This is a genomic window from Bacillus chungangensis (genome assembly GCF_030812995.1).
GTDB lineage: Bacteria > Bacillota > Bacilli > Bacillales > Bacillaceae_C > Bacillus_CF > Bacillus_CF chungangensis.
Map to the genome: position 1 here is coordinate 128,055 of NZ_JAUSTT010000002.1, position 24,811 is coordinate 152,865.

The window sequence follows — 24,811 nt, forward strand, 5'->3', positions numbered from 1 at the left end:
ATCATCCTCCAATTGTAATGGGGAAAAATGCGCCTAAAATCATTGCGCCTAAAATAGCACCGCCAGCTACAGGTTTATTCCACATATAGAAAATAGCAGCTCCAGCAATCGAACCTAGTCCAACAGGAATGGAGGCACTAACTGCTGAAATGACAATCAAAGGACCTAGAAAACGGCCAGAGGTATTGCCCGCTCCCATCATGACATCTGCCCCAAAGGTTGAATTTGCTTGCCCTACTGTGAACTTCTTAATGCCGATAACAGCATAGCCGATCATTAAGCCTAAAAGCGCACCTGTAAGCAGTGATAAGGTAAAGTTTTCTATTGGCGCTACTATTCCTGCTCCTAATAACAGCGCTGGAACACCAATCCCAATACCCGTTTGCAAAGCTCCGCCAATATCAAGAATTCCAACGAGTGAGCCTTCTAGTACTCGTGCAAATAAAAAACTTGCACCAAAAGCCGCCGCTGCGCCATAGCCTCCGCCTTGAATTCCGGCTTCAAGCATCGCAACAATTGCAACATCATTAAAAGCACCAATATGATAGACATAATACATATGAGTCCCAGCAAAAATCCCAGCGGAAAGAAGAGCGACAAAAATTGGAAAAGACCAGTCCGCATACCAAAAGTTTCTTGACAGCTGTTTCTCTCCTGTCACTGTTTTTTCAGTCATTTGTGCATCCATATTAGCTGCCTCCTCCTTTTAATAATTGGTGAAATTCTCTTAACCAGTTAGGTGGATTCATATGAAAGCTTTCTATTAATTGCAAATCGAATTCGCGGAAAAATCCACTTAAAATAAAGAGAATAATAACAGAGATAAGCAATGATCTTGTTACTTTATTCCACCCGCCATCGTCAACACCTTTACCAATCAAAATTCCTAGTACAACACCTGGTACAGCATTACCCATTATTAAATGAGCAAGACCGCCAAAAATCGTTCCCCACATCCCAGAGCGTTTGCCAGCATCTAATGCAGCTAGCCAGAAAATAACCGGCATAACAGGATTAATTAACCAATTTGCTGCTGGAACTAGTACTTCAATCGCAATTGCTTGTAATGATTCGGGAATCGCTGATGCCGTTGTATTAAGAAAAGCAACAACAATCATACCAATAATTGCCCCAGAAATAGCCATTTTTTTCGAATCATGCAATGTCTCTTCTGGGCTCTTTCCTTTTCGCATTAAAACAGCTGCCGCCCAATTCGGAATAATCCGGTGATCTACATCTTGTGTAAATGCTCCAGCACCTACTGATGATGCCCAAGCGTTAAAAAAGAAACCCAATCCAAATGAAAAGTGTGAAACAGCGTCGCCTGCACAAGCATTTAGCTCTCCTAACGTTCGAAAAGCCCCCATACCTTGGACTTTAGGCGCATGAAACATTCGTGCAGCACCTGCTCCAACACCAAAACCTACTAACCCGCCAATAATGACGGACTTAACGAGAATTTCCACAAATGCCATGTCGTTTTTTTACCTCCCTTTAAGTGCGTACAAAAAGCCATTAAATCAGACACAAGCAAGATAGGAACGGCTGAAAAAATGGCGATTGTAGTATTGGTGCAGAGCTGCTATTTTTTCAGACGTTGTATGAGCGTCCGACATTCTTTGACTGGACTTTTTGATTCACTTTTTATGCTTTGTAAAATGAATTTCTTCTAGTTGAAGGATTGTCACCTGAACCTCTACATGCATCGTTACTGTGAACGTACTTTTCTTTCTTGGGAAAAAGAGTAATAAAAATCGTTCTATCTCTTCTTTCTCTATTGCCTCTACTATCTCTACATGAAGTGGTTCAATTCGAATGATCATCCCTTTTAATTGTTCTGTTACCTTTTTTTGAATTTTACCTAAAGCACTGGCAACTGCCTGCTCTTTCGTTTTTCCGGTTCCTGTAACCTCGACTTTGTAATGCTGCTTTTTCTGCATGTCGATTATCCTTTTAATTTCATCAATTCTTCTGTAAGCCGTTTTCCTAATTCCTCACTATCCAGAAACCCAAACCCTAGCACTTGATAGCCTTCTTGAATAGCCGTTATTCCCTCTTCAATCGAACGCATGCCATAACGTGCTTGATAGCCATATTTAGATTGGGCTGTAATCGCTCCTGCTCCTCCGCTGCCGCAAAAGGAAATTCCTAAAGCTGCTTGATGTTTCTGCATCTCGTCCCCTAGCTTCATATCGGCGCCAAAGCCACTAATGACAACTGCTTGACCACCTGCCGCTTCCACTCCTTTCCCAACGTTTTGCCCCTTGCCTAAACGATCTCCAATAACAACTACCAATTTTTCACTCATTTTTTTATCTCCTTTATCCCTTATTTTGTCTTGCTACTTCAAAATGAATAGATAACAAATAAATTTCATCTGCTATTAAGTTAGGCAAAAAATCTGTAATTTTCTTCGATAATTTGATTGAATTTTCTGAAACATCTGTAAATATTGCTTTATCAACCGCAGTTACTTTTTCTTTTGTGATCGAACGATGCACCATTGCCGACAGATGAGAAATCAATGATAACTGTTGATAATCTGTCATGATAATATTTTCTTGTTGGCATAGCTGCTTTGATAAAAGATACACCTGTTCACAAAGCGCTTCGTCACCACTTTTTTGAAATAATTGCCTCATTTCTGCTGTTATGTTTCCATCTGTCATTTTTTAAAAACAACCTTTCCTTCCCTTAACGTATAACAAGGTGTCAATAATTTGTCTACAATCATTTGTTGTCCCTCTGAATCTGTCAAACTTGTTTCTCCTTCCTTGATGGAGAAAATCGTGACATCTGCTCTCGTTCCAGTTTGAAAAGTACCTTGCTCTTTTAATGATAGTGCTTGTGCAGGTTTACTCGTCACAGCTGCGACTAGCTCTTCCAAAGGAAATCCGAGCGCTAGCAACTTAGACATCGTTGTCATTAAACTACCGACAGGGTTGTCATAGTTTGCTAAATAAATATCGGTGCTAATCGTAAATGGATAATCGTATTGCTGTTTGTACAGCTTCATTACTTCATAAGAAAAACTAGAAGTACCATGGCCAACATCGAATAGAACACCAGCATTCAGCGCTTCCCTTGCTTCAGGAATCAGTGTGCCTTTTTCGTCTAATATCCCGCCTTTTTTTCCATGAAAGGCGTGGGTCACAATATCACCTTGCTTTAAAAGTGGTAAAATCTCGACTAATGGAGGCGGCGCATTGCCAATATGAACCATAATCGGCAAATCGACTGCATCTGCAAGCTTTCGTGCATGTTTTAAAGGTTTTATTCCACTATTTTTCACGACAGAATGACTCATTCGTGCTTTTAAACCGACAATCGTGCTTTCTTTCAATATACATGTCTGCAGGTCATTCAGTTGAACGAGCTTGTCCATACTGTCTAGCTCCGATAACCCATTGCAAAGCCCATGCTTTGAAATATTCAAAAAAGCAAGCACTTCTGTTGCACTTTTCGCTGTTTTTTCTTTAAATATCGGAAAATCTTCGATTCCAGCACTTCCAGCATCAACAATGGTTGTGACGCCTTGCTTAATGCCGACAAGGTCGGGGTTAATTCCAAGCGGTGTTTTATCTTGAAAAACATGGACATGCATATCAATAAAGCCAGGTGCGACAAAACAGCCTGCTGCATCAATTTCCGTTTGTTTTACATCCTTCTCGTGAGGAGAGTTGGCAAATTTGCCGTCTTTCATAAAAAGATCTTTTTTCTCTATTTGCATTGTTTCTGGATCGATGACTAATCCATTTTTAATGACGACTGCTTCTTGCATCTTTCCTTCACCACCTCATTATTTAAAATATTGGCTTAATGAAATAAGCTCTGTTTTATTAACTGATACATGATATTTTTTCAAGACAGTGTCGAGCTGTTCTAATAATTGTTCTGTTTGATGCTTCTCTTTTGAACGGATCATAAAATGATCGTACTGTTTGTTAAAATAAAATCGGTGCACCATTAAAAAGAGATGAATCATAAAGCCTTCTTTTCTGTCGGGATGAAGCTGTGAACCGAAAGTATCCATTATCTCATGTGCAATTTCAAAACCTTTGAGAATGATTTCCTGACTGATCTCTTCATTGTTTTTTTCTTCCTCAAATGCTTGATTGCTTTGTTGTAAAAATGCTGTAGAAGTATCGGCCGTTTCTTGAATGATTTCGTACACAGCCTCCCGAATAGCGCGTATATTTTCTTCACTTGGAACGGAATCAACAATAATGACTGGAACATTTGCTTTTAAAGGAAATACACTAATAATTAAGTCAATATCTTGTTCCTTCATTCTTTCCTCTACTTCCAACATCGAGCAATATGCAGCAATTTCGATTTGTTTAATTTCCCTTTCCACACGATTCTTAATTAACCTGGCAACACCGCGTCCAGTTGAGCAGACATACAGAGCAGTTACACACGGTTTCTTCTTAAAAACATTTTCATATGATACTAGAAAATGCAGTGTAATAAAGGAAATGAACGAATCGTGGACAATACTCGTGTAAGGGCCTATGTACTTCAAACAGGCATCCCTAATATGTGAAAACAAGGAAAAATGACTGTTTTTAATTTCTTCCTTAAAAGGGTTGATTTCCGTTAAATAGGTTGTGCTTTTTTCAAAGCGCAGTGATAAATGCGCTAGCAAGTTGCCATACAGTTTAACATCTTGTACATAAGGCACATCTTCTTTCTTGCTTACATAATGAATAATTTGATTCGTAATTTTAACCAAATCAAGCTTTTGATCAAGTAAAAAATTTCGGTGTACATAATGAAATTCATCTTCTAACATCGGCACTTGATATTCTGTACAAACTCTTGCCATCAATTTTTCAAGAAACGATGAAGATTTATCATCCGATTGGAACAAGCGATAGCTTCCGATCGTACAACCGCAATCCATTCTAACTAACATAATGGTAAGGCGAATAAATATGGACAAGATTTCAACATGAGAAATGCTTTCTCCCTTTGCTTCCAGAAGAATTTCTCTCGATTGTTTCATGACATTTTTACATGCAGCAAGGATTGTGTCGTCTAAATTTAATGACAGCTCATCTATTTTCCCTGTCTGAATGGTAGTGAAAATATGATACATATCATAGTCGCTTACATTTTCGCGTATGATATGTTCTGTCAACAAGCGCAGGTGGATTTCCTTGCCAACTATACGATACCCTTTTCGCTGTTTTCGTTCTAAGTGCAGCATCCAAGGCTGAATAAATTCCTCAAAGGCTTTTAAATCATTAATAATGGTGTTGCGGCTTACCTGAATTTGATCTGCTAATTGCGAAGCTGTGATATAACCCTCTTTTACAAAAAACATATATAAAATTCTTTCTAAACGAGCATGCTGGTCGACATAGAATGATTCATTTTTATTTTCGATCATTGCTCGATAAAGCTGCAGCTTTTCATTTTCGCTGCATTCCAGCCACAGCCCTTTGTTCGGCTGTGCATAGATCTCAATGCTAAACTGCTCAAGCCATTTTCGAATATTTTCTAAATCATATTTAATCGTTCTTGTACTAACCTCCAACTCTTTAGATAAATCTTTAATTCGAATTGTTTTTCTCGCTTCGATTAATTTTGACACGATTAAATTTTCTCTCATCGTCAACAATGTACATTCACCACGCTGCTTGTAGTTCGCTCATTTTTTGACTGACACAGGCCGCTCAAAAAGTCTTACTTTTACTGAATATGTTGAAATCATCCTTTTTTTTCAAGCGTTTCGAAACGTCTTTCGTATCATCTGCTCACTTATTTTTCTTTTTGAACTTGCCTATATCTTGATTATAGACGGTTTAAAGTGAAAGCGACAGACCAAGTTGGCTCACCATCATTAGTGAAATTTCCTGATATAATACAAATATCTTAATCTCCACCTGTTTCACAGTGAGTTCAAGGAATGGCGAGAAACTATTGATGAAGGAGGAAAAAGAAATATGCATTATTTCTCTGAAATTTTTATAGGTTATTTAACTATTTTTGTTTTTTTGGAAGCTTTTTTAATTGGCGTATTCATTTCAACATCCATTTATTTTTTTACTAAAAATAAATGGGGCAGTATATTGCTATGTGTTCCTTTTAGCGCTGCATATCTTTTCATCATTTACGAGTATCCTTTTCATCTAATATTTATGCTTTTTGAATTAATCATGCAATATGCAATCATACAACTAATTTCAAACTTAACAAAAAAGCAAAGCCATCAAAACATATCATTTTTCAAATTTAAAGTATGTCAACCATTAGTTAATACCACTAACCAAATGCAGGGAGCACCTCTAAAGTGACGTTTACAAAAAGCATCAAACATTATCTTTTTATGCTTTTTGAGAAGAGCGAAAGATGGTTCACTCACTCGAAACAAGCGATAAACTTCCGATCTTTACAACCGTAAAAAAAGGGCAGTCATCATTGACTAGCCCTTTTACTGGCTTCTACTTCTAGATTATTTATCTTTCTCATGAGACAATTGCATAGAAATCACAACGCTAGTCCCTTTCCCCACCTTTGAATGAACGGTTATTTTTCCTTTATGCGCATCTACGACAGCCTTTGCGATACTCATTCCAAGACCAGAACCTTCTGTAGACTCTATCGTATTAGTCCCTCGATAATAGCGGGTAAATAATTGCGCCAGCGTTTCTTCATCCATTCCCTTCCCATTGTCTTCGATCCGAATATGTACGCAGCCTCCCGCTAACTCAATCGTAACAGCAATCTTTACTTTATGATGATTATGCTTGATCGCATTCATGATGACATTGTTAATCAAACGTGTAAATAACGTTTGATCCACTAATAAAAAAATGCGCTCTGGCGCCTCATTAAATTCAAATTTGACACGCTGCAGTGTTCTATCATTGACAAAACGAATCACGATGGAACGGAGCAAGCTATTCAGCTCTACAGATGTAAGTGTAAGCGGCAGGTCTGTATTTCTTAATTGAAAAATAAGCGAGAAATCTTCTACAAGTCTTTGCATATATTCACTTTTCTCACGAATCGTACTCCCCATCTTACATATTTCTTGCTCCGTAAAGGAATACTCTTTATTCTCCATTAAATGACCATAGCCTTTCATTGTCGCTATAGGTGTCCGTAAATCATGAGAGATGCCAGACATCCATTCTTCACGCATACGTTCCAACTGCTGCCGCATTTCTTCATTTTCTTTAAGCGAATGTCCAAGTTCTTGAAATGATGCAATCACCTCTTCGTAAATTTGATATTTTTGCCGCAAGGCTCCCTTCTTTGTGTACAGCTTTTCTTGTTCGCCATCAGCGATTAAATAAGAAAAATGCGGCTTGCCTAGCCGTTCAAGCCAACTAACAAATAAAAGCAGCGGACGGCTGTAGCGATTCGCATACCAAATAGAGTAGAGGATCATCATAATTAAAATAAGGCTATTGATGATAATGCCGATATAAATGGTTTTTTTCACCCAATTTATTTCAGTATGGATAATATTGTTCTGTTTTTGGAACACAACCCATCTCAATGAACTGCCAAGAGGATGATGTGTGGCAATATTTCGATTCTGTTCTCCTTGTCGATATTGTTTTAATAATATATCTAATGGATGATGCTGCAGCTTCGCCTTTTCTGCACCGAATGCTTGCACGACCTCATTATTTGCATCTACAATATATAGTTCCGCATATGCTTCTCTTACCTTCTGATTGAATACATCACTTTTCGCCTCTGGAATCATGCCATTTTCAGCATATTGATTGCTCCATTCCTCCACAAGCTGCGGGAGTTCGTTTTTCCTGCCAAGCAGCATGATATAGGAATCTTTTTGTTGATCAAATTCAACATGCCAGCTTACTTCATAGCCCGCAATTTGACCTGTTTCTTGTATATCAACTAACTGAGAAATCGTATACTGTTTTGGTATTTCTTGTGCTTCCCCTTGTTCATAGATGACCTCACCATCCATCCGAATGATTTGCACCCACATATGATGCTGCTCAAGTTGATGAACATAGCTACTTGATATTTTTGGCCCGCCATCCTCTATCGATGTTTCAAGGCTAATGAGATGAAGCAAAGATTCAGGAAAATCTGCATATAGCTGCTCTCGAGATACATACACAATCAAAAATAGCACTAAAAGGGTAAAGAAGATAACTGCAAAAACAAGTCCTAGTAGAAATTGACCGCTAAAATGAAACATTAAACGTTTGCGAATCGATTTCATTTTTTCTAACTCTCCTTCACAAGCTTGTATCCCAGTCCTCTTAACGTGATCAAATATCTAGGTTCACTTGGATTCTCTTCAATTTTTTCACGAAGCCTGCGAATATGCACCATCACAGTATTGTCGTCACTCACATCTCGAAATCCCCATACTGCCTGCAATAAATGTTCCTTTGAAAATACTTGGTTCGGATATTTACAGAAATGTAAAAGCAATTGAAAGACTTGAGGTGGGCATTCCACTTGCTTTCCTTCTACGATCAATTCACCAGCAGCCTCATCTACTTGAAAGCGGCCAAAATCAAAATGATCAGTATTTTTTTTCCGTTCATTTAGCTGACTTTGTTTCACTAGCGGGTATTGACGGCGTAATTTAGCATTAATACGGGCAACCACTTCAAGTGGATTGAAAGGCTTCGTTATATAATCATCGCCTCCAAGGGCAAAGCCTAAAATCCGATCAAGATCGGATACCTTTGCAGTTAAAAATAAAATAAAAGCATCCGTTTTTTCACGGATCGTCGGACAAATGTTAAAGCCGCTTTCATCTGGCAGCATCACGTCTAAAATAATAAAATCAAATGGTTCGGCATCTATCATTGAAATAGCTTCTTTCGCATTATACGCATAAAAAAGTTGCTGAAAGCCCTCTTTTTTCAAAGCCATTTCAAGTACATGGATGATTGATGGCTCATCATCAATGATTAGAATACGTGTTCCTTCCATTTTATTCCCCTCCAAAAATATCGTATCACAGCGACTTTACGAAAACCTTACAAGTAAACGTGCCAAAAATGGTCCATACATACGCACCAATTAATAAAGCTGTTATTTTCCCAGATGCAACAAAGAAGCTATGACTTTTAGACTGAGTAGCTGTATTACGAAAACCTTATCGAATGCTTACATTTTTATATAAAAATTGTAAGGCACTCGTCAATATTCCGTTACATTCATTTTTTAAGATAACCCTCAGCAGCAGTTTCCTTCGCATCGCTGTCAGTGGAGTTTTTTTCCTCTCCCCCTCATTAAATTGATTTAATCCCTCTAACTAATGAGATTGTCGGATAAAGTGAAACTTCCATCAGTGGGGGTTTTCTCTCATCCCCCACTGATGGTTAGTTGAACCAATCGGACATTTGACTTTCAGTTATCCCCCACCTAGACTTCTTCGATTCCTCTTAATCTTGAGGTGGGGGTCTTACTGCCAGTTAGATGTGGGATAAAGGAGGAAAGCTTTTTAATTAACAAGAGATAAAGATGAAGGAAAGCGGAAATGGCAAGCTATTCACTATTTTCAGGAGGAATTAGGATGAATCATTCAATCAAGATCGCTCATGATCGTGAGCCGACAGCTCCTATCGAACGAGAGAAGCTGGCAATAAGAACAAAGAGGATTACAGTCGTCGATGCAATGCGCGGTGCCAGCCTGCTTGGAATATTGATAAGTAATATGCTTATTTTCCAATATGGGATGTGGGGAAAGGATGCACTGGATCTTTCATCGTTCTCAGCACTTTCACAAGGAGTCTATTATTTTATTAAAATATTTATTGAAAGCAGCTTCATGCCGATTTTTTCATTTTTATTTGGCTTTGGTGTCGTGAAAATGGCAGAAAGCTTAGCCCGTAAACAATTGCGTGTAAAATGGCATTTATTTCGCCGTGCCTTATTTTTATTATTTGCTGGTTTTGTGCATCGTTATTTTTTATGGGAAGGAGATATTTTATTCGGCTACGGTTTAACTTGCCTTGTATTAATCATGTTTGTCAATCGGCAAGCAAAAACGATTCTAATTTGGGGAATTCTCTTTTTAACTTTATTAGTAGGAATGATGGCAGTACCACAAGTAATGATAGAAAAAGATCAAGAAAAAGTAGATCACTTTATTGAAGAAACAAATCATATTTACCAGAATGGAAATTATCTTGCAATAAAAGATCATCGAAATAATGCCCACCCAGTTGAGTTAAGTCCAGAAATGAATATTTTATTCGTGATATTAACACCATTTATGACAAGTGCCTTATTCTGGTTTGGCATGTATGCGGCAAAGCGTAATTGGTTTATAGAAGGATCGTTTCGGTTAACAACAGGGATTGGCATCACGGTTATTGCACTTGCTTTAAAATCAGTTCAATATATTTTTCCACATTCCCCTTTACAAGGCTTTACCTATATAGCTGGCAGTTTATTGCTTTCAGTCGGATACATGATCATTTTTGTCAACCTTTATCGCAAAACAGAAAAGCTTCCAATCCACCAATTTTTTATTGCCGTTGGAAGGCTATCACTATCGAATTATTTACTGCAAACGGTTATTTGTACAACTATTTTTTACGGCTATGGCTTTGGATTATTTGGAAAACTGGGAGTCTTTCTAGGGTTAGTGCTTTCATTCGTCATTTTCGCTTTCCAAATGATTGGAAGCAAGCTGTATTTAAAAAAATTCCGCACTGGTCCATTTGAAAAAGTACTGCGATATTGGACTTACTTGCGTTCAGTCTAATCCATTCAACACGTAATTAAGTTCGGCCAAAAAAACCGCCCGTGAAAATATAATGGGCGGTTCGTTTAAATTTATAATGGAAGTTTAAATCCTAAATAAATTGTTGCTCCTAACGACAATAGCAGAAGAATCCAGAACACTGTTGTCGGCTTCCCTTTTGATAATTTTACTAGAATCATTTCAAACATAGCAATAACAACGAAGCCAAGCAGCATTTTAACGCCATAGAGCGCTGGATCCAGCGTTTGAAACTTGAAAAATAGCAATGCTCCTGTCAAGATGATAAGTAAATAGAACAAACGCAAAATCATATGTGTAATTTTAAAACCTTTTCCTGTACTCTTGCTTAGGCCAAGCGCGACCAAAAATAAAATAAGCGCAATGACCCATGCCGTAATATGAGCATGTGTACTTTCCATCATATCAATGTTGCCTCCCTCTTTCCTTTCAATTTTTCACATAATAATAGTGAAAACATTGGATTAACATCATTATCTTACCACATCGTTAAAAAAAGCAATAATGATAGATTTCTCACACAATTGTATTTATTAATGTCCCAATTCCTTCAACAGTGATCGCAATTGTATCACCTGGCTGTAAAAATTGTGGCGGATTTAATCCTTTCCCTACTCCTGCCGGTGTTCCGGTAGCGATAATATCACCAGGCTCCAAAGTCATTCCTTGTGATAGCGTTGAAATAATGGTTTCAATTGAAAAAATCAATTGCTTCGTGTTGGACTGCTGGCGAATATCGCCATTGACCGTCGTCATAATATCTAATTGATTTGGATTTGCTATTGCCGTATGATGTACAATCCATGGACCAATCGGACAACTTGTATCGAGGCTTTTCCCAATAAAATATTGTTGATGGCGAGCTTGTAAATCGCGGGCAGTAATGTCATTGATGATCGTATAGCCAAACACATGCGATAACGCATCTGATGGTTCGATATTTCGCCCGCTTTTTCCAATGACAATTGCCAGCTCACCCTCATAATCTAATTCTTTTGTTAAATGTTGATGTGATTCTATCAATTGTTGATGGCCCGTTACACTTGTCGGCGCTTTCGTAAATACAATAAGCGCTAAAGGTATGTCTGCTTCACTTCCCATTTCAATGGCATGGTCGCGATAATTTTTCCCAACGCATATGATATTCTTCGCGGGACGGGGAATAGGAGCAGTCAACGTTATCTTATCTAATTCTAGACAATGAAGAGTAGATGGATAGGCTTTCCACCAATCATATAAATCAGAAACACGGCGAATAAAAGCATCTCCTAAAGTAATGCCTTCTTGTAATGTGGATGGCAAAAGCTGCTCCTTATTCCTTGCTTTTTCAAGCGCTTGTAAATCTACTATTTTTCCTGTTTCTTCAATAAATAAACCATAGCTGCTTCTATCTTGAGTAGTAAAGGATACAAACTTCATTTATATACACCTTCTCCATGTAAGATCTTATGCTTCTATTTTTCGAGCAACGGCTTTTCTTCCATACGTCATTGTGCGCCACAATTTCTCCACTGGCCCGTAGCGGAACTTTGTAAACCAAATTTCTGCGAAAACAACTTGGAGTACGTATATTGCTAATGCTAATAAAGTACCGTTTACTAAGCTAATTTGGTTATACAATCCTAATCCATAGCTATAAAAAATTAATGTTCCGATAATAGATTGCGACAAATAAATGGTCAAAGACATTCTTCCAGCTGTTGCAAATGGCTTCAACACTTTCGCAATCTGTTTATTTGTCATTAACAATACAATGAGAGCAGCAAAAGCAAATCCCAATATCGGACCGCCTAACATATCCTGAATAACCATATATCCAAGATTCGGTTCGATTAAATAAGGCAGTAATTTAATTGGCAAGCCAACTACAAGAGAAAGGAGTAAAATAACGAGCCATTTTACTTTTTGTTCTTGAGCATTTTGCAGCCACTGAAGCTTGCTTGCTCCTGCTCCAATCATCATCATCGGCAAAATCATGAACAAGAGAAAGAAAATATTTTGCGGGCCGTTGACCATATACCAATCAGTGAAGCGCTGTCCCATAATCTCGATAAAGGAGCCAGATGAATAAAAATTGATCGAATTTGTTACACTCGTAATATCCATCCAAAATGTCATTTCTTTTGGTTCAAAAACAGCTGCGAGAAGCATGAGACCGCTCATCGGTATTTGAACTAGTAAAAATATTCCCATCCCAAGCCATATTAACAACTTGCCAGATAACCGGAGCATACTTAACAGAATGAGACCAAACAGTGCATAATTGATTAAGATATCACCAGACCAAATTAAAAATGCATGAATAATCCCGATGAAGAGAAGCGCAAGCAGCCTCCTCACTCCTATTTTTCCAAATGAGATGCCTCTTTCCTGTGAACGCTGCCACATGATCATAAGACCATATCCGAACATCATCGCAAAAATAGGATAGAAGCTTCCTTGTACAAGCACATCAAGCCAAGCATACAACGTGGCGTCTTCATATTCCCACCACTCTATCGGATTGTAATACTGCCAAGGAGAATGCATTGCCATGATATTGACGAGAAAAATACCTAGCAAGGATACCCCTCTTAACACATCAAGTGATAAAATTCTTTCTTGTACCTTTGTTGGCTTCATCTGAACCATAAACATCCCCTTTTCCAAAACTCGTTAATCTGATTTTAAATGATTTACTTGTATTAGGCGAATGAATCGCATCATTAATTGTTATGTTATTCTCTACGAAAGTTAACTATTTTCTTAAAGTTTTTATTAACAGGGTGTTCCATTACGTCCTGGAACATAGAAACTGCATTCTTTTCTTGCGATGTATCGCTTCACGTTGCTCCCGCCAATGTAGCTAATCGGATTTTTGAGGGAGGAAGGCTTACAGCTAGTTAGATTCGGATAAAACGCTGTAAGAATTTCTCGTCAGCGATTTGAAATTTAATATAATAGTAGGAAGAAACGCTATTATTTTTTAGAGATATATTTAAAACATGATTTATTCAAACATCTAACTGGCAAGTAAGACACCCTCACCTGAAGAGTAAGAGGATCAGAAGCGTAGGTGAGGAATAACTGAAAGTCAAATGTTCGGTTAATTAGGGCCGACAGGATAAGGAAAGCTTCTTGAATCAGCATCGCACGAAGAAAAAGCGGTTTCCTTATTCGAGGACGGTTTGACTTTAGCATTTGTTCTACTTCTATGAGTGGAGGATGGGAGAACCCCCTCCACTCATAAGAAGTTTCACTTTCTGACTTCCTTCTTTTGATTTCGGAATCAGCTCTTATTTGTATGAGGTTCATGAAGGATAGATTTTGTTATTAGTTTTGCAATTAAAATTATACCAAATAACGAAGAGATATACTGCTATTTTTGAAAGGAGTTCCTTTAACGAAATGATTCATGATAAAGTATCACGACTTTTTGAAATTAACCGCAGCTTGACACAATCACTGGATGTTGAGGATGTTCTTATTAAACTTGTAAAGGCTGCATTTGATTTAATTGATAATGCCGACACCGTCATTCTTTATAAACTGAAAGAAGATGGGTTGATACATTATTCCCATGGTGTTGGTGTAAATGAGAAAGCAATGCAGCATGTAAAATTTAGACCGGGAGAATCTATAACAGGGAAAGTGTTTTTATCTAAAAAAGGCGTTGTTTGTTCTGGCAATGCGATGAAAGAGCATATGACAAGCATGTCTAAAATCAATTTTGATTACTTTTTAAAAGGAGTCAACCATCGGGAAATCAAAAGTGGCATGGTCGTTCCGCTATTATATAAAAATGATTGTATTGGAGTCCTCGTTGTTGATAATTTCAATGAAAACAACGTTCAATTTTCAGAAGACGAAATTAACATTATGGAGATTGCAGCCGATCAAGCCGCCATTGCAATAATGAACTCTATGCTTTTTCAAGAGGTGAAAAGCAAAAATGAGGCATTAACTTATTCGCTTGAAGTTCAGCGGAAATTTACAAAGATTCTTCTTGAAGGCAAAGGATCACCAGCAATTCTTGACATGATTAGTAGAATGCTAAAAATAACAGTTACGTATTCTGATACAATTTTAGACCATGCAAACTATTACCCCATTATTAGTTCGAGGGAAGTATTTGGATATTTGGTACTGAATAAACCTCTCAAAAGTTTGTCTCTCATACAGAAAGCAGCTTTAGAACATGCTGCAACTGCAATGGCACTTGAATTTTTTAAACAACATACGCTTTTTGAAAAAGAAATGCATGGAAGAGAAGAGCTGTTTCAAGAGATTCTTAATGGTAGCCGAACGGAGTCAACTAAAAAAATGCAGGAAAAACTCGATCTATATGATCATAGTAAATTAACCTGTATGATTGCTGAATGTAAAAATGGCATGATTTGGAATAGCAATGCTGTTTTTCAAAAAGAGAAATTGATTCGTTCGATTGAACAAATTTTAATAAAATATGGTTTCACCCCGTTTGTGTTTACGAAAACATTTCAAATAGTCATTTTGCTAACTGACATAGAAAATGAGAAATATAGGAAATTGGTCAAGGAAATTTTAAATGAAGCGAATTTAAATAATCGAATGGTCATAGGCATAGGTAGAGCAGTTCTACTCCCAGAAATAGTAGATTCTTACAACGAAGCTTCTGAAGCAGCCGCTTTTTGCAAAAGTACAAAGAATAAAGAATTTGCAGCTTATTCAGAGCTAGGTGTGGAGAGGCTTTGGTTAAATACAGACCAATATCTGTTAAAAAAATTTGTCCATGATAAAATCGGATTGCTTTTAAAAATGGATGCAGAATATGTTGCGACAATGAAAGCCTTTATTCATTATAATAAAAGTCACAAAAAAACAGCTGCTTCATTGCATATTCATCCTAATACACTTTCCTATAGGCTCAAAAAAATAGAAAAGCAATTAGGCATCGATTTTCAACGTAAAGAAGACTGGATTAATGTCGTTCTTGCCTTTCAAATGGATGATTACATAAAAGTTTAACTGTGGATATACACAAAAATGCAAGCTTATTTTTGTAACCCGGCATATATGAAATTAATAATCTGAATTTTATTATTAATATTATTAATAAGGGGTTTTCCTTCATCCCCCACTCATGGGAAGTAAAGGACGCAACGTCCTCGAAAAGGAAACCGCTTTTCTTCGTGCGATGTATCGCTGCCGAAGCTTTCCTTGTCCTGTTGCAACGCCTTTGTGACCGACATCCTCGAAAAAGAAGAGCACTTTTTCTTCGTGCGATGCTGATTCAAGGAGCTTTCCTTATCCTGTCGGCCCGAACCAATCGGACATTTACTGGCAGTCCCCTACCTAGACTTCTTCGGTTCCTCTTATTCTTGAGGTGGTGGTCTTACTGCCAGTTAGATGTGGGATAAACCTTTAAAACAAGGGAGAGATTCAGATGACAACGATCAAAACATATCAAAACTACATTGATGGCAAATGGGTATCATCTGTAACTGGAGAAACATACCCAAGCACGAATCCAGCAAATACCGAGGAAGTGTTGGGCTATTTTCAAAAATCAAATGAAGTCGATGTTCAGCGGGCAATTGAAAGCGCTAAAAAAGCATTCCCTGCTTGGGCAAAGACTTCGCCAATAAAGCGCGGTGATGTGTTATTTCAATTAATCTATTTAATTGAACAGCAAAAAGAAATGTTGGCAAACATCATTACAAAAGAAGTCGGAAAGACAATTTCCGCCGCTCGAAATGAAGTAAAAGCGACAGTTCAAGCATTAAAGCATTTCAGTGGAGAGGCTAATCGGCTATCAGGTGAAACTGTTCCTGCAATTGATCCCAATACATTTGCTTGTACAATTCAAGAGCCTTTAGGCGTCGTCGGTGTTGTAACGCCTTTTAATTTTCCGCTTGGTATTGCGATATACAAAATTGCACCATCCATGTTAGCAGGAAATACGATTATTTATAAACCAGCAAGTGATACTTCTCTTATTGCAGTAAAAGTGATCGAGCTGTTTGAACAAGCAGGCATGCCAAGCGGGGTCTTGAATCTGATTACAGGGCCGGGATCAGTTGTAGGAGAAGCGTTTGGCAATAGTCCCGACATTAAAGCGGTTTCATTCACTGGCTCTTCGGATGTAGGAATTCATCTTGGAAAACAAGTTACTGCTCGAGGCGGAAAAATGCAGGCAGAAATGGGCGGAAAAAATGCGACGATTATTTTGGAAGATGCTCATTTGGAAGAGGCTGTTCAAAGCGTTGTCATTAGCGGATTTTATAACAATGGCCAAAGCTGCACAGGGACGAGCCGTGTCATTGTTCCCCGTTCCATTTCACAACGAGTCACAAAGATGTTGGTGGAAAAAGCGAAGCAGATAAAAGTAGGCGATGGATTTCAAGAAACAAACGATAATGGTGCTGTCGCAAACAAGCATCAATTAGATACATATCTTCATTACGTTAACACCGCCATTTCTGAAGGTGCTGTTCTTGAATATGGCGGAAAGCAGCTAACTGAAGGCGACCTAGCAAAAGGCTATTTTGTGGTTCCAACTGTTTTTAGTAATGTTGCAAAAAATAGTGCAATTGCGAAAGAAGAGATTTTCGGTCCTGTTATTGTAATTATGGAAGTAGACAGTTATGATGAAGCGATAGTCTTAGCAAATGATAGCGATTTTGGTTTGTCTTCCGCGATTTTTACGAATGATCTTCAAAAAGCATTTTATTTTATTCGGAATATCGAAACAGGAGTAACCCATGTAAATATTCCATCCAATCACTATGAAAATCAACTCCCTTTTGGCGGAAAAAAGACTTCAAGCATTGGGCCTCGTGAACAAGGCAGCACCGCATTAGACTTTTGGCTTGAGACAAAAACCGTCTATATAAAACCTTAAAATGGCTCTTATGATAAAGTGAAACTTCCATGAGTGGGGGTTTTCTCTCATCCGCTACTCATGGTTAGTTGAACCAATCGGACATTTGACTTTCAGTTATCCCCCACCTAGACTTCTTCGATTCCTCTTACTCTTGAGGTTGGGGTCTTACTGCCAGTTAGATGTAGGATAAAGTGAGGAAGTGAATGGAAATGAAGAACATCGGTTTAATTGGCTGCGGCGCTATGGGGAAAGGAATTGCTAAAAATTTAGTAAAGAACGGTTTTCACGTTTTCGCTTATGATAGAGATCAACAGGCATTGGATATCTGCAGCGATATTGGCGCACATCCACAAGCCTCGCCTTTTGAAGTAGGGAAACAGGCTGATGCAGTGATTACCTCGTTACCTGGTCCTCAAATCGTAAAAGACGTTTTGCTTGGAGACGACGGTATTTTTGCAGCATTGAAGCCAGGAAGTTTCGTGTTGGACATGAGTACAATTGACCCAAAGACAGCCCAGGATATATATCTGTTCGCAAAAGATAGAAGCATTCATTTTTTTGACTGTCCTTTAAGTGGAGGGCCCGCAGGAGCTGATTCAGGAACATTAACGATTATGGTCGGTGGAGATGAAGCTTACATAAATGATGTTCTGCCAATCCTTCATAGTGTTGGGAGAGATATTATTCTTCTCGGTTCTTCTGGTTATGGACAAGTTGCAAAATTGTGCCACAATATGCTCGTTGCAACCATTACAGCTGCATTGGGAGAAGCATTTGCTGTCGGAGAGAAGGCAGGTGTTCCCCGAAAACAGTTAGCAGAAGTCATACAAAGCGGTTCGGCACATAATCGAGTATTATCCGTTTTTGGCGAAAATATTGTGAAAGATTCATATGAACATGTCCTTTTTAGCCTTCAGCATATGAATAAAGATATTCATTTGTATACAGAAACAGCACAGTATTTTGCTCAACCTTCTCCAATAGGTTTGTTGGTAAGCGACATCTATCAAACAGCGATGGAAAAAGGAAAAGGTCTGCTCGATTCATCTGCTGTCTGTCAATCAAATGAATGAATTGCCTAAACCCAAGAAATCAGATCTTGGCTTCTATCCTCTTGATTGAAAAATCCCGCTTCTATAAGCGGGATTCTCAATCCTTAGAAACTTCCATCAGTGTGGGGGGAGGGTTCTCTCATCCTCACTGATAAGAAGTAGAACTAAAATTAGGACGCAACATCCCGTTGCAACTCGTTTGTGACTGATATCCTCGAAAAAAAAAGAGTACTTTTTCTTCGTTCGGATGCTATTTCAAGAAGCTATCCTTATCCTGTCAGGCTTGAAACAATAGGACATTTGACTTTCAGTTATCCCCCATCTAGAGGGTAGGGGGTGTACTGCTAGTTAGATAAGAGATAAAAATAAGGGAGGAAAGAAATGCACCTACTTAAGAATATGAAGATTCACCTTATCGTATTTGTCTTAGTAATTGTCGCAGAATATATTGGTGTTTATAAATTGGACATTGGAATTGGGGTGTTGGCGCTATTTCCATTGCTCTATGCGATGCTATTCGGGGCAATCATTAGTTGGCCATCTTTAAAGTTATTAAAACAGAAAGAAATGAAAACTGCTTCACGCGTCTTAGAAGTGGCATTCCTACTCTTTGTCGCTAAATTAGGCACAATGATGGGACCGTCACTTTCACAATTGAAAGATGCCGGACTTCCTTTAATCTTTCAAGAAGTTGGACATTTTTTAGGCACGATCATATTAGGGCTGCCAATTGCCATTTTAATTGGAATGAAACGTGAAGCAATTGGTGCTACATTCTCCATTGATCGGGAACCGAACTTGGCAATTATCGCTGAGAAATATGGAGCTGATTCAGCTGAGTCCAGAGGCGCACTTGGTGTATATGTTTGCGGAACATTATTCGGAGCTATCTATTTAGCTTTGTTAGCTGGTTTTCTAGGCAACCTTGGCATCTTTCATCCGATCGCTTTAGCAATGGGAGCTGGGGTTGGATCTGGAAGTATGATGGCAGCAGCAACAGGAGCTTTAGCGGTCGTTTTCCCTGAAGATGCTGTTGAAATTGCTCTTTTTGCAGGAGCAGCTAATATTATGACGATTATTATCGGTACATATGTATGTATTTTCTTTTCTCTGCCTGTTACTGTTCGGTTATACAATTGGCTTGAACCAAAATTAGGAAGATGGAAACAAAGTAAACGGAATAGTAAGGAGGAGAACACTTTATGAAGCAGCAAATATCCATCATTATCCTTATTGGCATCATTGCATTATTCGGAAATTGGGTAGGCTATGGTGTTTCTCCATTAACAGCGCTGCCAGGAATGTTCATCATCATGGCTGTTACTGTAGTCGGATTAGCCCTTACAAAGGTCTTGCCGATTAAATTTCCTGCTGTTGTGTGGATCTCCCTTTTAGCGCTTATAATTACTTCTCCTATTTTCCCAGGACATGCAACGTTAGCTGATGCAACTGGCAAATTAGAATTTATGGCTTTGGCAACACCGATTTTAGCATACGCAGGCTTGTCATTCGGAAAGGATATCAAAGAGTTTAAGAAGCTTGGCTGGCGGATTATTGTCATCTCGCTTGTCGTATATACAGGAACCTTTTTATTTGCGGCTCTTTTTGCAGAAATCTCTTTTAGAATGACAGGCAAGTTCGGGTGAATATTCGAGTCAATATTAATGCCTTAATGAATATATTCCCTGTTGTTCATGAAACGAATTATCATTCAAGGCTAACTGCTCACAGACGCTTTATCTCGCTCTTGAGCAGTACTGCTATTGATCTTCCACAACAATATATGTTGCCTTCATTGGTCCGTGGACACCGACTACAAGATTCATTTCAATATCAGCTGAGTTGCTCGGCCCTGAGATAAAGTTAATGCAGGAGGCAAGCTTCTCTCCGTTTTTGATGCGTTGGTGAATACTCGTAGCTGCCTGCGTTATACGAGGAACGATCGTGCTCTTAGGAATAATCGCAATATAGGTCTTCGGAAGTAAGCTGACAGACCGCCCTTTCCCGCTGCTGCTAAAAAGGACGACGGTGCCTGATTCTGCTAGCGTTTGATCACTAAAAGTAATGCCTACATTTGCTTCTTCTGCTAATGTAATATTGTTTTCACCTGCTTCAGGACTCCAAATATGGACAGGAACGCCTTCCTTTGGCCATTGATGACACAATAAATCAGAAAGGCCAAATTGTGCAAACCTATCATCTTTCCAAGCTATTACAGGGCCGCCGCCGTGATTAGACACAACTGCTTTTAACGTTTCTGTAAGACTACTTTGTTTCGTCTCCACTAGCTTTGTATGGATATGGACACACTGTTCCTTTAAGATGACAAGCAGCTCATCTTGTGTAAGACCTTGCCATCCTTTCCACTGAGGCTGATGCTGCCATTGTGGATTAGGATTTACCTCTGTTTGTACACCTCTCCCTAAGTTTTTTGCGATTTTTTCTAAAAAACGTTCACGATGATAGATGTTACCTTTCATCATGCTTTCCCTCCTTCTTTTCTCGCTTTGCATACCAATCACGCAATCTTTCTTTTCCTGGTGCTGGAAAATCGCGTGCCTCTGTCCACGCTCGCAGCGGCCCTGGGCCTTTGGTGATCTTTGATTGCGTAGAAAAAGGAGACATAGCAATAGGTGCTAGCTTTGATCCCATTTGATAGAGAGAAGAAGAAGCCGCACCAATTCCAAACACCTTCATGACAAGCTTTTCGGTGATTGGAACTTTCTTTTCGCTTTCTACGATCACTTGACGATGCTTGTGAAGCAGCTCATGTAAAGGAATTTTTACTGGACAAGCCTCCGAACAGGCTGCACAAAGAGTTGATGCATATGGAAGCTCTTTGTAAGCTTCGTAACCGCCTAGCAATGGAGAAAGCACCGCTCCAATCGGGCCGGGATAAATAGAACCATAAGCGTGACCACCGATATGACGATAGACTGGACAAACGTTGATGCAGGCTGCACAACGAATACATTGCAGCACAGACTGAAATGCAGTACCGAGAATATTGGAGCGCCCATTATCGACAATGACTAAATGGAATTCTTCTGGACCGTCGACATCTCCCGCTTCTTTTGGTCCAGTTAATGCTGTAACATAGCTTGTTAGCTTTTGGCCGACTGCGCTTCTCGTTAATAAACTAACAAGTACTTCCAGTTCTGTAAACGTTGGAACGATTCTCTCCATACCCATGACCGTTATTTGTGTTTTTGGAAGTGCTGAAACAAGGCGAGCATTTCCTTCATTTGTTACAAGCGTAATTGAACCAGACTCTGCAACTGCAAAATTGCAGCCTGTAATGCCAATGTCAGCAGACAAAAATTCTTTGCGCAGCATTTCACGAGCATATAACGCTAATTCCTCAGGTTTTGCTGTTTTTGTATAGGCTAATTTCTCTCTAAAAACATTGCGAATTTGTTCTTTGTTTTTATGCAGTGCTGGCGCCACAATATGCGACGGCGGATCATGATCATCGATTTGAAGAATATATTCTCCTAAATCTGTTTCAATAACATCACATCCTGCTCTTTCTAAACAATGATTCAAGCCAATCTCCTCTGTAACCATCGATTTTGATTTGACCACTTTTTTTCCGTTCTTTTGAGCAATCACCTCTTGAATGTACTGATTTGCATCGTCCGCTGTCTCTGCAAAAAACACATGCCCCCCACGATCTGCGACATTTTCACTTAACTGCATTAAATAGTAGTCCAAGTGCTCTAGTGTATGCTGACGAATTTCTTCTCCCAAAGCGCGCCACTCTTCCCAATTTCCGAGCTCTTCTGCCGCATTCAACTTCCTTTGGATCAAACGCTCCTGTGCACCTGAAACAGCTCCACGCATAAATGGATTATTTATTCCTTCTTCTACTCGTTTTTGAAATGAATTCTCTCCAATTTGAATCGCCATTCATTTTCCCTCCCATCATTCTTAAATAAAGGTCAGCTATTAGTACGTATCCCTTAAAAGGCAGTTACTGACTGATTAGTACTTCAGCAATATGCATCACCTTCATTTTCGTTCCTTTTCGCTCCATTCTTCCTCTTATATTCATCATGCAGCCGCTATCAGCTCCAATTAAAAAATCAGCATTTGTTGATTCGACATGTGCTGCCTTCTCCTCTACCATTTGCTCCGATATATGTTCCATTTTCACTGCAAAGGTTCCGCCAAAACCGCAGCAATGGTAGCTTTTCGGCAGTGGTATTAGTTCTAATCCTTCTACATTCCTTAATAATGTCAAAGCTTCCTCTTTCACCCCAAGCAGTCTTGTCATATGACAGGATGGATGGACAGTTGCTTTCCCATATAACGAGGCACCTACATTTTCAATTTTTAACACGTGGACAATAAATTGCGTTAATTCGTACGTTTTTTTCGCTAATGCTTCCGCTTGTTTCTGCCAATTTCCGTTACCTGCAAAAATACGCGGATATTCTTGAAACATCGCAGCACAGGAGCCAGATGGTGCTACAACATAATTGGCATCCTCAAAAGCTTCCATCATTCGTTTCATCGCTTCCTTTGATTGCTTTACATAGCCGCTATTATAAGCAGGCTGTCCACAGCAAGTTTGTGCTGAAGGAAAAGAAACTTCACAGCCTAATCTCTCTAATAAAACAACCGCAGCTTTTCCGACATTTGTTTCAAATAAATCAACAAGGCAGGTCGCAAATAAACTCACCTTCAATTTTGCTCAGCCCTTTCCTACTTTTTTATCTCTTCGCCGTATGACCAATTTTTATTAAGAGTATAAGATCCATCGCTCTTCATTCAATACAATGTCTATGTATGAAAGCAGAGTAAACTACTTAAAAATATCATTTAAAAATTCAACAGGTCATCTGATGTATTATTTATTCAACTATATCTGAATATTCCTTATTATTCAATTGATTATGATATAATAAAATGAGGTGAAGGAGTGGAAACGATTGATCGGAGAAATAACAGTTCAAGTACGTGTCAAAGATATAAAAAAAGGACAAAGATGGTATCAAACATTACTTCATAAGGAACCTGATTTTATACCACACGAAGGGTTTGCAGAATGGGAGATTATCCCTGGATGTTGGCTGCAAGTAGCTGAAGGAGTACCGGCAAAAGATAGCGGCCCAATTCGGTCTAGTGTTGTGGATATAGAAGCAGAACGAGAACGGATAACAAAAAAATTAAATGTCGAGAACTTTGTCATCTATTCAAGAGAAGAAGTTCCGGTTAAATGGTGTACTTTTACTGATCCATGGGGAAATCGTCTTGGTTTTTTCGAATATTTGAATCAGACTAAAAAAAAGCAAGAGTAACACTCCCGAACTGAAAAACAAGCTAAAGAATCGGGAGTGTTCAAAAAGTGAGTTGTAATAAGCTTTGGTTATTATTGCTTTAAGTAATCTTTCAACACTTGTTCAACATGATGCAAATGATGAAGTAAATATTGTTGTGCCAGATTTCCGTCTTTCTTTTTAATGGCATTAAATAATTGTTGATGTTCATCATAAAGCTGATCTGCTGCAGTATGATCGGCATGCATCCAAATTCTGCGTGTTTCTCTCATCGTTTCAACCGTCATTTCAGAAACATTGCGCATCAAGTGGATTAAAAGTGGATTGTGAGAAGCTTCAGCAATAGCGAGATGAAAAGCAAGATCAGCATTTTCTCCTAATTCATCCTGTTCGCCGTTTGGATCTTTCATACTTTGCAGCACTTTTTCCATTTTTCGCAAATCAACTTCTGTGCGTCTCTCTGCTGCCGCTATGACGGCACCAGCTTCTAAAATCTTTCTTACCTCTAACAAATGCTGAATATCTTGCTTGTTCATCAGAACAGCAGATCGTATTGGAAGTGAAAGGAGTGAGGCATCAAATTGACGGACAAACGTTCCTTCTCCTTGTCTCATTTCCACTAATCCCATTGCCTGCAAAGCGCTCAATGCTTCACGAATCGCTGAACGCCCAACCTGAAAATTTTCCGCCAGCTGTTCAACAGAGACGAGTTTATCACCCGGCTTAAGTTGCCCTTCTTTGATCATCGCTAAGATCGTTTCGGCCACTTCTTCATAAATTTTTTTCGGTTTTATTCGTTTGTACTTCACTGTCGTTCACCTCATTTCTGCAAAATAATTGATATGAACTGAGTGAAAATTAGATGGAAAACTTACCCATAAGATCCTTGAAA

23 protein-coding genes are annotated in these 24,811 nt (G+C 38.8%); 7 read left to right on the forward strand and 16 right to left on the reverse strand.

The genetic code is table 11. The features are described 5' to 3' along the window. Position 1: 1 nt before the first annotated feature. From J2S08_RS02560 to J2S08_RS02600, 9 genes are all read right to left on the reverse strand, one after another. Positions 2-688 (reverse strand): DUF4310 family protein, encoded by a 687-nt coding sequence (locus tag J2S08_RS02560; protein WP_307226367.1) that lies wholly within the window; start codon positions 686-688, stop codon positions 2-4. A 1-nt stretch (position 689) separates the two neighbouring features. Beyond that, on the reverse strand, positions 690-1,475 hold the full coding sequence (locus J2S08_RS02565; protein WP_307226368.1) for a DUF4311 domain-containing protein: 786 nt from the start codon (positions 1,473-1,475) through the stop codon (positions 690-692). Positions 1,476-1,637: 162 nt separating this feature from the next. Continuing rightward, a complete protein-coding gene (locus tag J2S08_RS02570; protein ID WP_307226369.1) occupies positions 1,638-1,940 on the reverse strand; it encodes a DUF4312 family protein in 303 nt (100 codons plus the stop codon). 5 nt (positions 1,941-1,945) lie between these two features. Further along, positions 1,946-2,308: an SFCGS family glycine-rich protein gene (locus J2S08_RS02575; protein WP_307226371.1), complete on the reverse strand. Its 363-nt coding sequence runs from the start codon at positions 2,306-2,308 to the stop codon at positions 1,946-1,948. A 13-nt stretch (positions 2,309-2,321) separates the two neighbouring features. Next, on the reverse strand, positions 2,322-2,669 hold the full coding sequence (locus J2S08_RS02580; RefSeq protein ID WP_307226373.1) for a hypothetical protein: 348 nt from the start codon (positions 2,667-2,669) through the stop codon (positions 2,322-2,324). After that, the gene (locus J2S08_RS02585) at positions 2,666-3,781 is read right to left on the reverse strand and encodes an amidohydrolase/deacetylase family metallohydrolase (RefSeq protein ID WP_307226374.1); all 1,116 of its coding nucleotides are present in this window, start codon (positions 3,779-3,781) and stop codon (positions 2,666-2,668) included. The genes J2S08_RS02580 and J2S08_RS02585 overlap by 4 nt, the downstream gene beginning before the upstream one ends. 18 nt (positions 3,782-3,799) lie before the next feature. Next, the gene (locus tag J2S08_RS02590; RefSeq protein ID WP_307226588.1) at positions 3,800-5,617 is read right to left on the reverse strand and encodes a BglG family transcription antiterminator; all 1,818 of its coding nucleotides are present in this window, start codon (positions 5,615-5,617) and stop codon (positions 3,800-3,802) included. 843 nt (positions 5,618-6,460) lie between these two features. Beyond that, the gene (locus J2S08_RS02595) at positions 6,461-8,215 is read right to left on the reverse strand and encodes a sensor histidine kinase (protein ID WP_307226376.1); all 1,755 of its coding nucleotides are present in this window, start codon (positions 8,213-8,215) and stop codon (positions 6,461-6,463) included. Between the two features lie 5 nt (positions 8,216-8,220). Further along, the gene (locus J2S08_RS02600) at positions 8,221-8,940 is read right to left on the reverse strand and encodes a response regulator transcription factor (RefSeq protein WP_307226378.1); all 720 of its coding nucleotides are present in this window, start codon (positions 8,938-8,940) and stop codon (positions 8,221-8,223) included. A gap of 586 nt (positions 8,941-9,526) precedes the next feature. On the opposite strand from J2S08_RS02600, the gene J2S08_RS02605 reads away from it, so the two are divergent. After that, positions 9,527-10,723: a DUF418 domain-containing protein gene (locus tag J2S08_RS02605; RefSeq protein WP_307226380.1), complete on the forward strand. Its 1,197-nt coding sequence runs from the start codon at positions 9,527-9,529 to the stop codon at positions 10,721-10,723. 71 nt (positions 10,724-10,794) lie between these two features. Here J2S08_RS02605 and J2S08_RS02610 read toward each other — a convergent pair whose 3' ends face one another. The 3 genes from J2S08_RS02610 to J2S08_RS02620 all read right to left on the reverse strand — a co-directional run bounded on the left by J2S08_RS02610 (position 10,795) and on the right by J2S08_RS02620 (position 13,372). Beyond that, complete coding sequence (locus tag J2S08_RS02610; RefSeq protein ID WP_307226382.1) at positions 10,795-11,145, reverse strand: YisL family protein; 351 nt, start codon at positions 11,143-11,145, stop codon at positions 10,795-10,797. A gap of 112 nt (positions 11,146-11,257) precedes the next feature. Beyond that, the gene (locus J2S08_RS02615) at positions 11,258-12,160 is read right to left on the reverse strand and encodes a fumarylacetoacetate hydrolase family protein (protein WP_307226384.1); all 903 of its coding nucleotides are present in this window, start codon (positions 12,158-12,160) and stop codon (positions 11,258-11,260) included. Positions 12,161-12,187: 27 nt separating this feature from the next. Then, on the reverse strand, positions 12,188-13,372 hold the full coding sequence (locus J2S08_RS02620; RefSeq protein ID WP_307226386.1) for a DUF418 domain-containing protein: 1,185 nt from the start codon (positions 13,370-13,372) through the stop codon (positions 12,188-12,190). Positions 13,373-14,128: 756 nt separating this feature from the next. Between J2S08_RS02620 and J2S08_RS02625 the strand changes: the two genes are divergently transcribed. From J2S08_RS02625 to J2S08_RS02645, 5 genes are all read left to right on the forward strand, one after another. After that, entirely contained in the window at positions 14,129-15,727 is a 1,599-nt protein-coding gene (locus J2S08_RS02625) for a helix-turn-helix domain-containing protein (RefSeq protein WP_307226388.1), read from the forward strand. Positions 15,728-16,145: 418 nt separating this feature from the next. Then, positions 16,146-17,603 carry an aldehyde dehydrogenase family protein gene (locus J2S08_RS02630; RefSeq protein ID WP_307226390.1) on the forward strand — a complete coding sequence of 486 codons (1,458 nt, stop codon included), beginning with the start codon at positions 16,146-16,148 and terminating at the stop codon, positions 17,601-17,603. Between the two features lie 191 nt (positions 17,604-17,794). Further along, positions 17,795-18,658 (forward strand): NAD(P)-dependent oxidoreductase, encoded by an 864-nt coding sequence (locus tag J2S08_RS02635; protein WP_307226392.1) that lies wholly within the window; start codon positions 17,795-17,797, stop codon positions 18,656-18,658. 360 nt (positions 18,659-19,018) lie between these two features. Next, positions 19,019-19,843, forward strand: coding sequence for a DUF3100 domain-containing protein (locus J2S08_RS02640; protein WP_307226394.1), 825 nt, complete (start codon positions 19,019-19,021; stop codon positions 19,841-19,843). Next, positions 19,840-20,283 (forward strand): hypothetical protein, encoded by a 444-nt coding sequence (locus tag J2S08_RS02645; RefSeq protein WP_307226396.1) that lies wholly within the window; start codon positions 19,840-19,842, stop codon positions 20,281-20,283. The genes J2S08_RS02640 and J2S08_RS02645 overlap by 4 nt, the downstream gene beginning before the upstream one ends. Before the next feature lie 114 nt (positions 20,284-20,397). Here the strand turns inward: J2S08_RS02645 and J2S08_RS02650 are convergent, their stop codons facing one another. The 3 genes from J2S08_RS02650 to J2S08_RS02660 all read right to left on the reverse strand — a co-directional run bounded on the left by J2S08_RS02650 (position 20,398) and on the right by J2S08_RS02660 (position 23,327). Then, positions 20,398-21,120 (reverse strand): LutC/YkgG family protein, encoded by a 723-nt coding sequence (locus tag J2S08_RS02650; RefSeq protein ID WP_307226398.1) that lies wholly within the window; start codon positions 21,118-21,120, stop codon positions 20,398-20,400. Continuing rightward, positions 21,107-22,546, reverse strand: a complete 1,440-nt coding sequence (locus J2S08_RS02655; protein ID WP_307226400.1) for a LutB/LldF family L-lactate oxidation iron-sulfur protein — start codon at positions 22,544-22,546, stop codon at positions 21,107-21,109. The genes J2S08_RS02650 and J2S08_RS02655 overlap by 14 nt, the downstream gene beginning before the upstream one ends. 64 nt (positions 22,547-22,610) lie before the next feature. Beyond that, complete coding sequence (locus J2S08_RS02660; protein WP_307226401.1) at positions 22,611-23,327, reverse strand: (Fe-S)-binding protein; 717 nt, start codon at positions 23,325-23,327, stop codon at positions 22,611-22,613. A gap of 244 nt (positions 23,328-23,571) precedes the next feature. On the opposite strand from J2S08_RS02660, the gene J2S08_RS02665 reads away from it, so the two are divergent. After that, a complete protein-coding gene (locus J2S08_RS02665) occupies positions 23,572-23,940 on the forward strand; it encodes a VOC family protein (RefSeq protein WP_307226403.1) in 369 nt (122 codons plus the stop codon). A 71-nt stretch (positions 23,941-24,011) separates the two neighbouring features. Here J2S08_RS02665 and J2S08_RS02670 read toward each other — a convergent pair whose 3' ends face one another. Further along, complete coding sequence (locus tag J2S08_RS02670) at positions 24,012-24,728, reverse strand: FadR/GntR family transcriptional regulator (protein WP_307226404.1); 717 nt, start codon at positions 24,726-24,728, stop codon at positions 24,012-24,014. Positions 24,729-24,811: the final 83 nt, after the last annotated feature.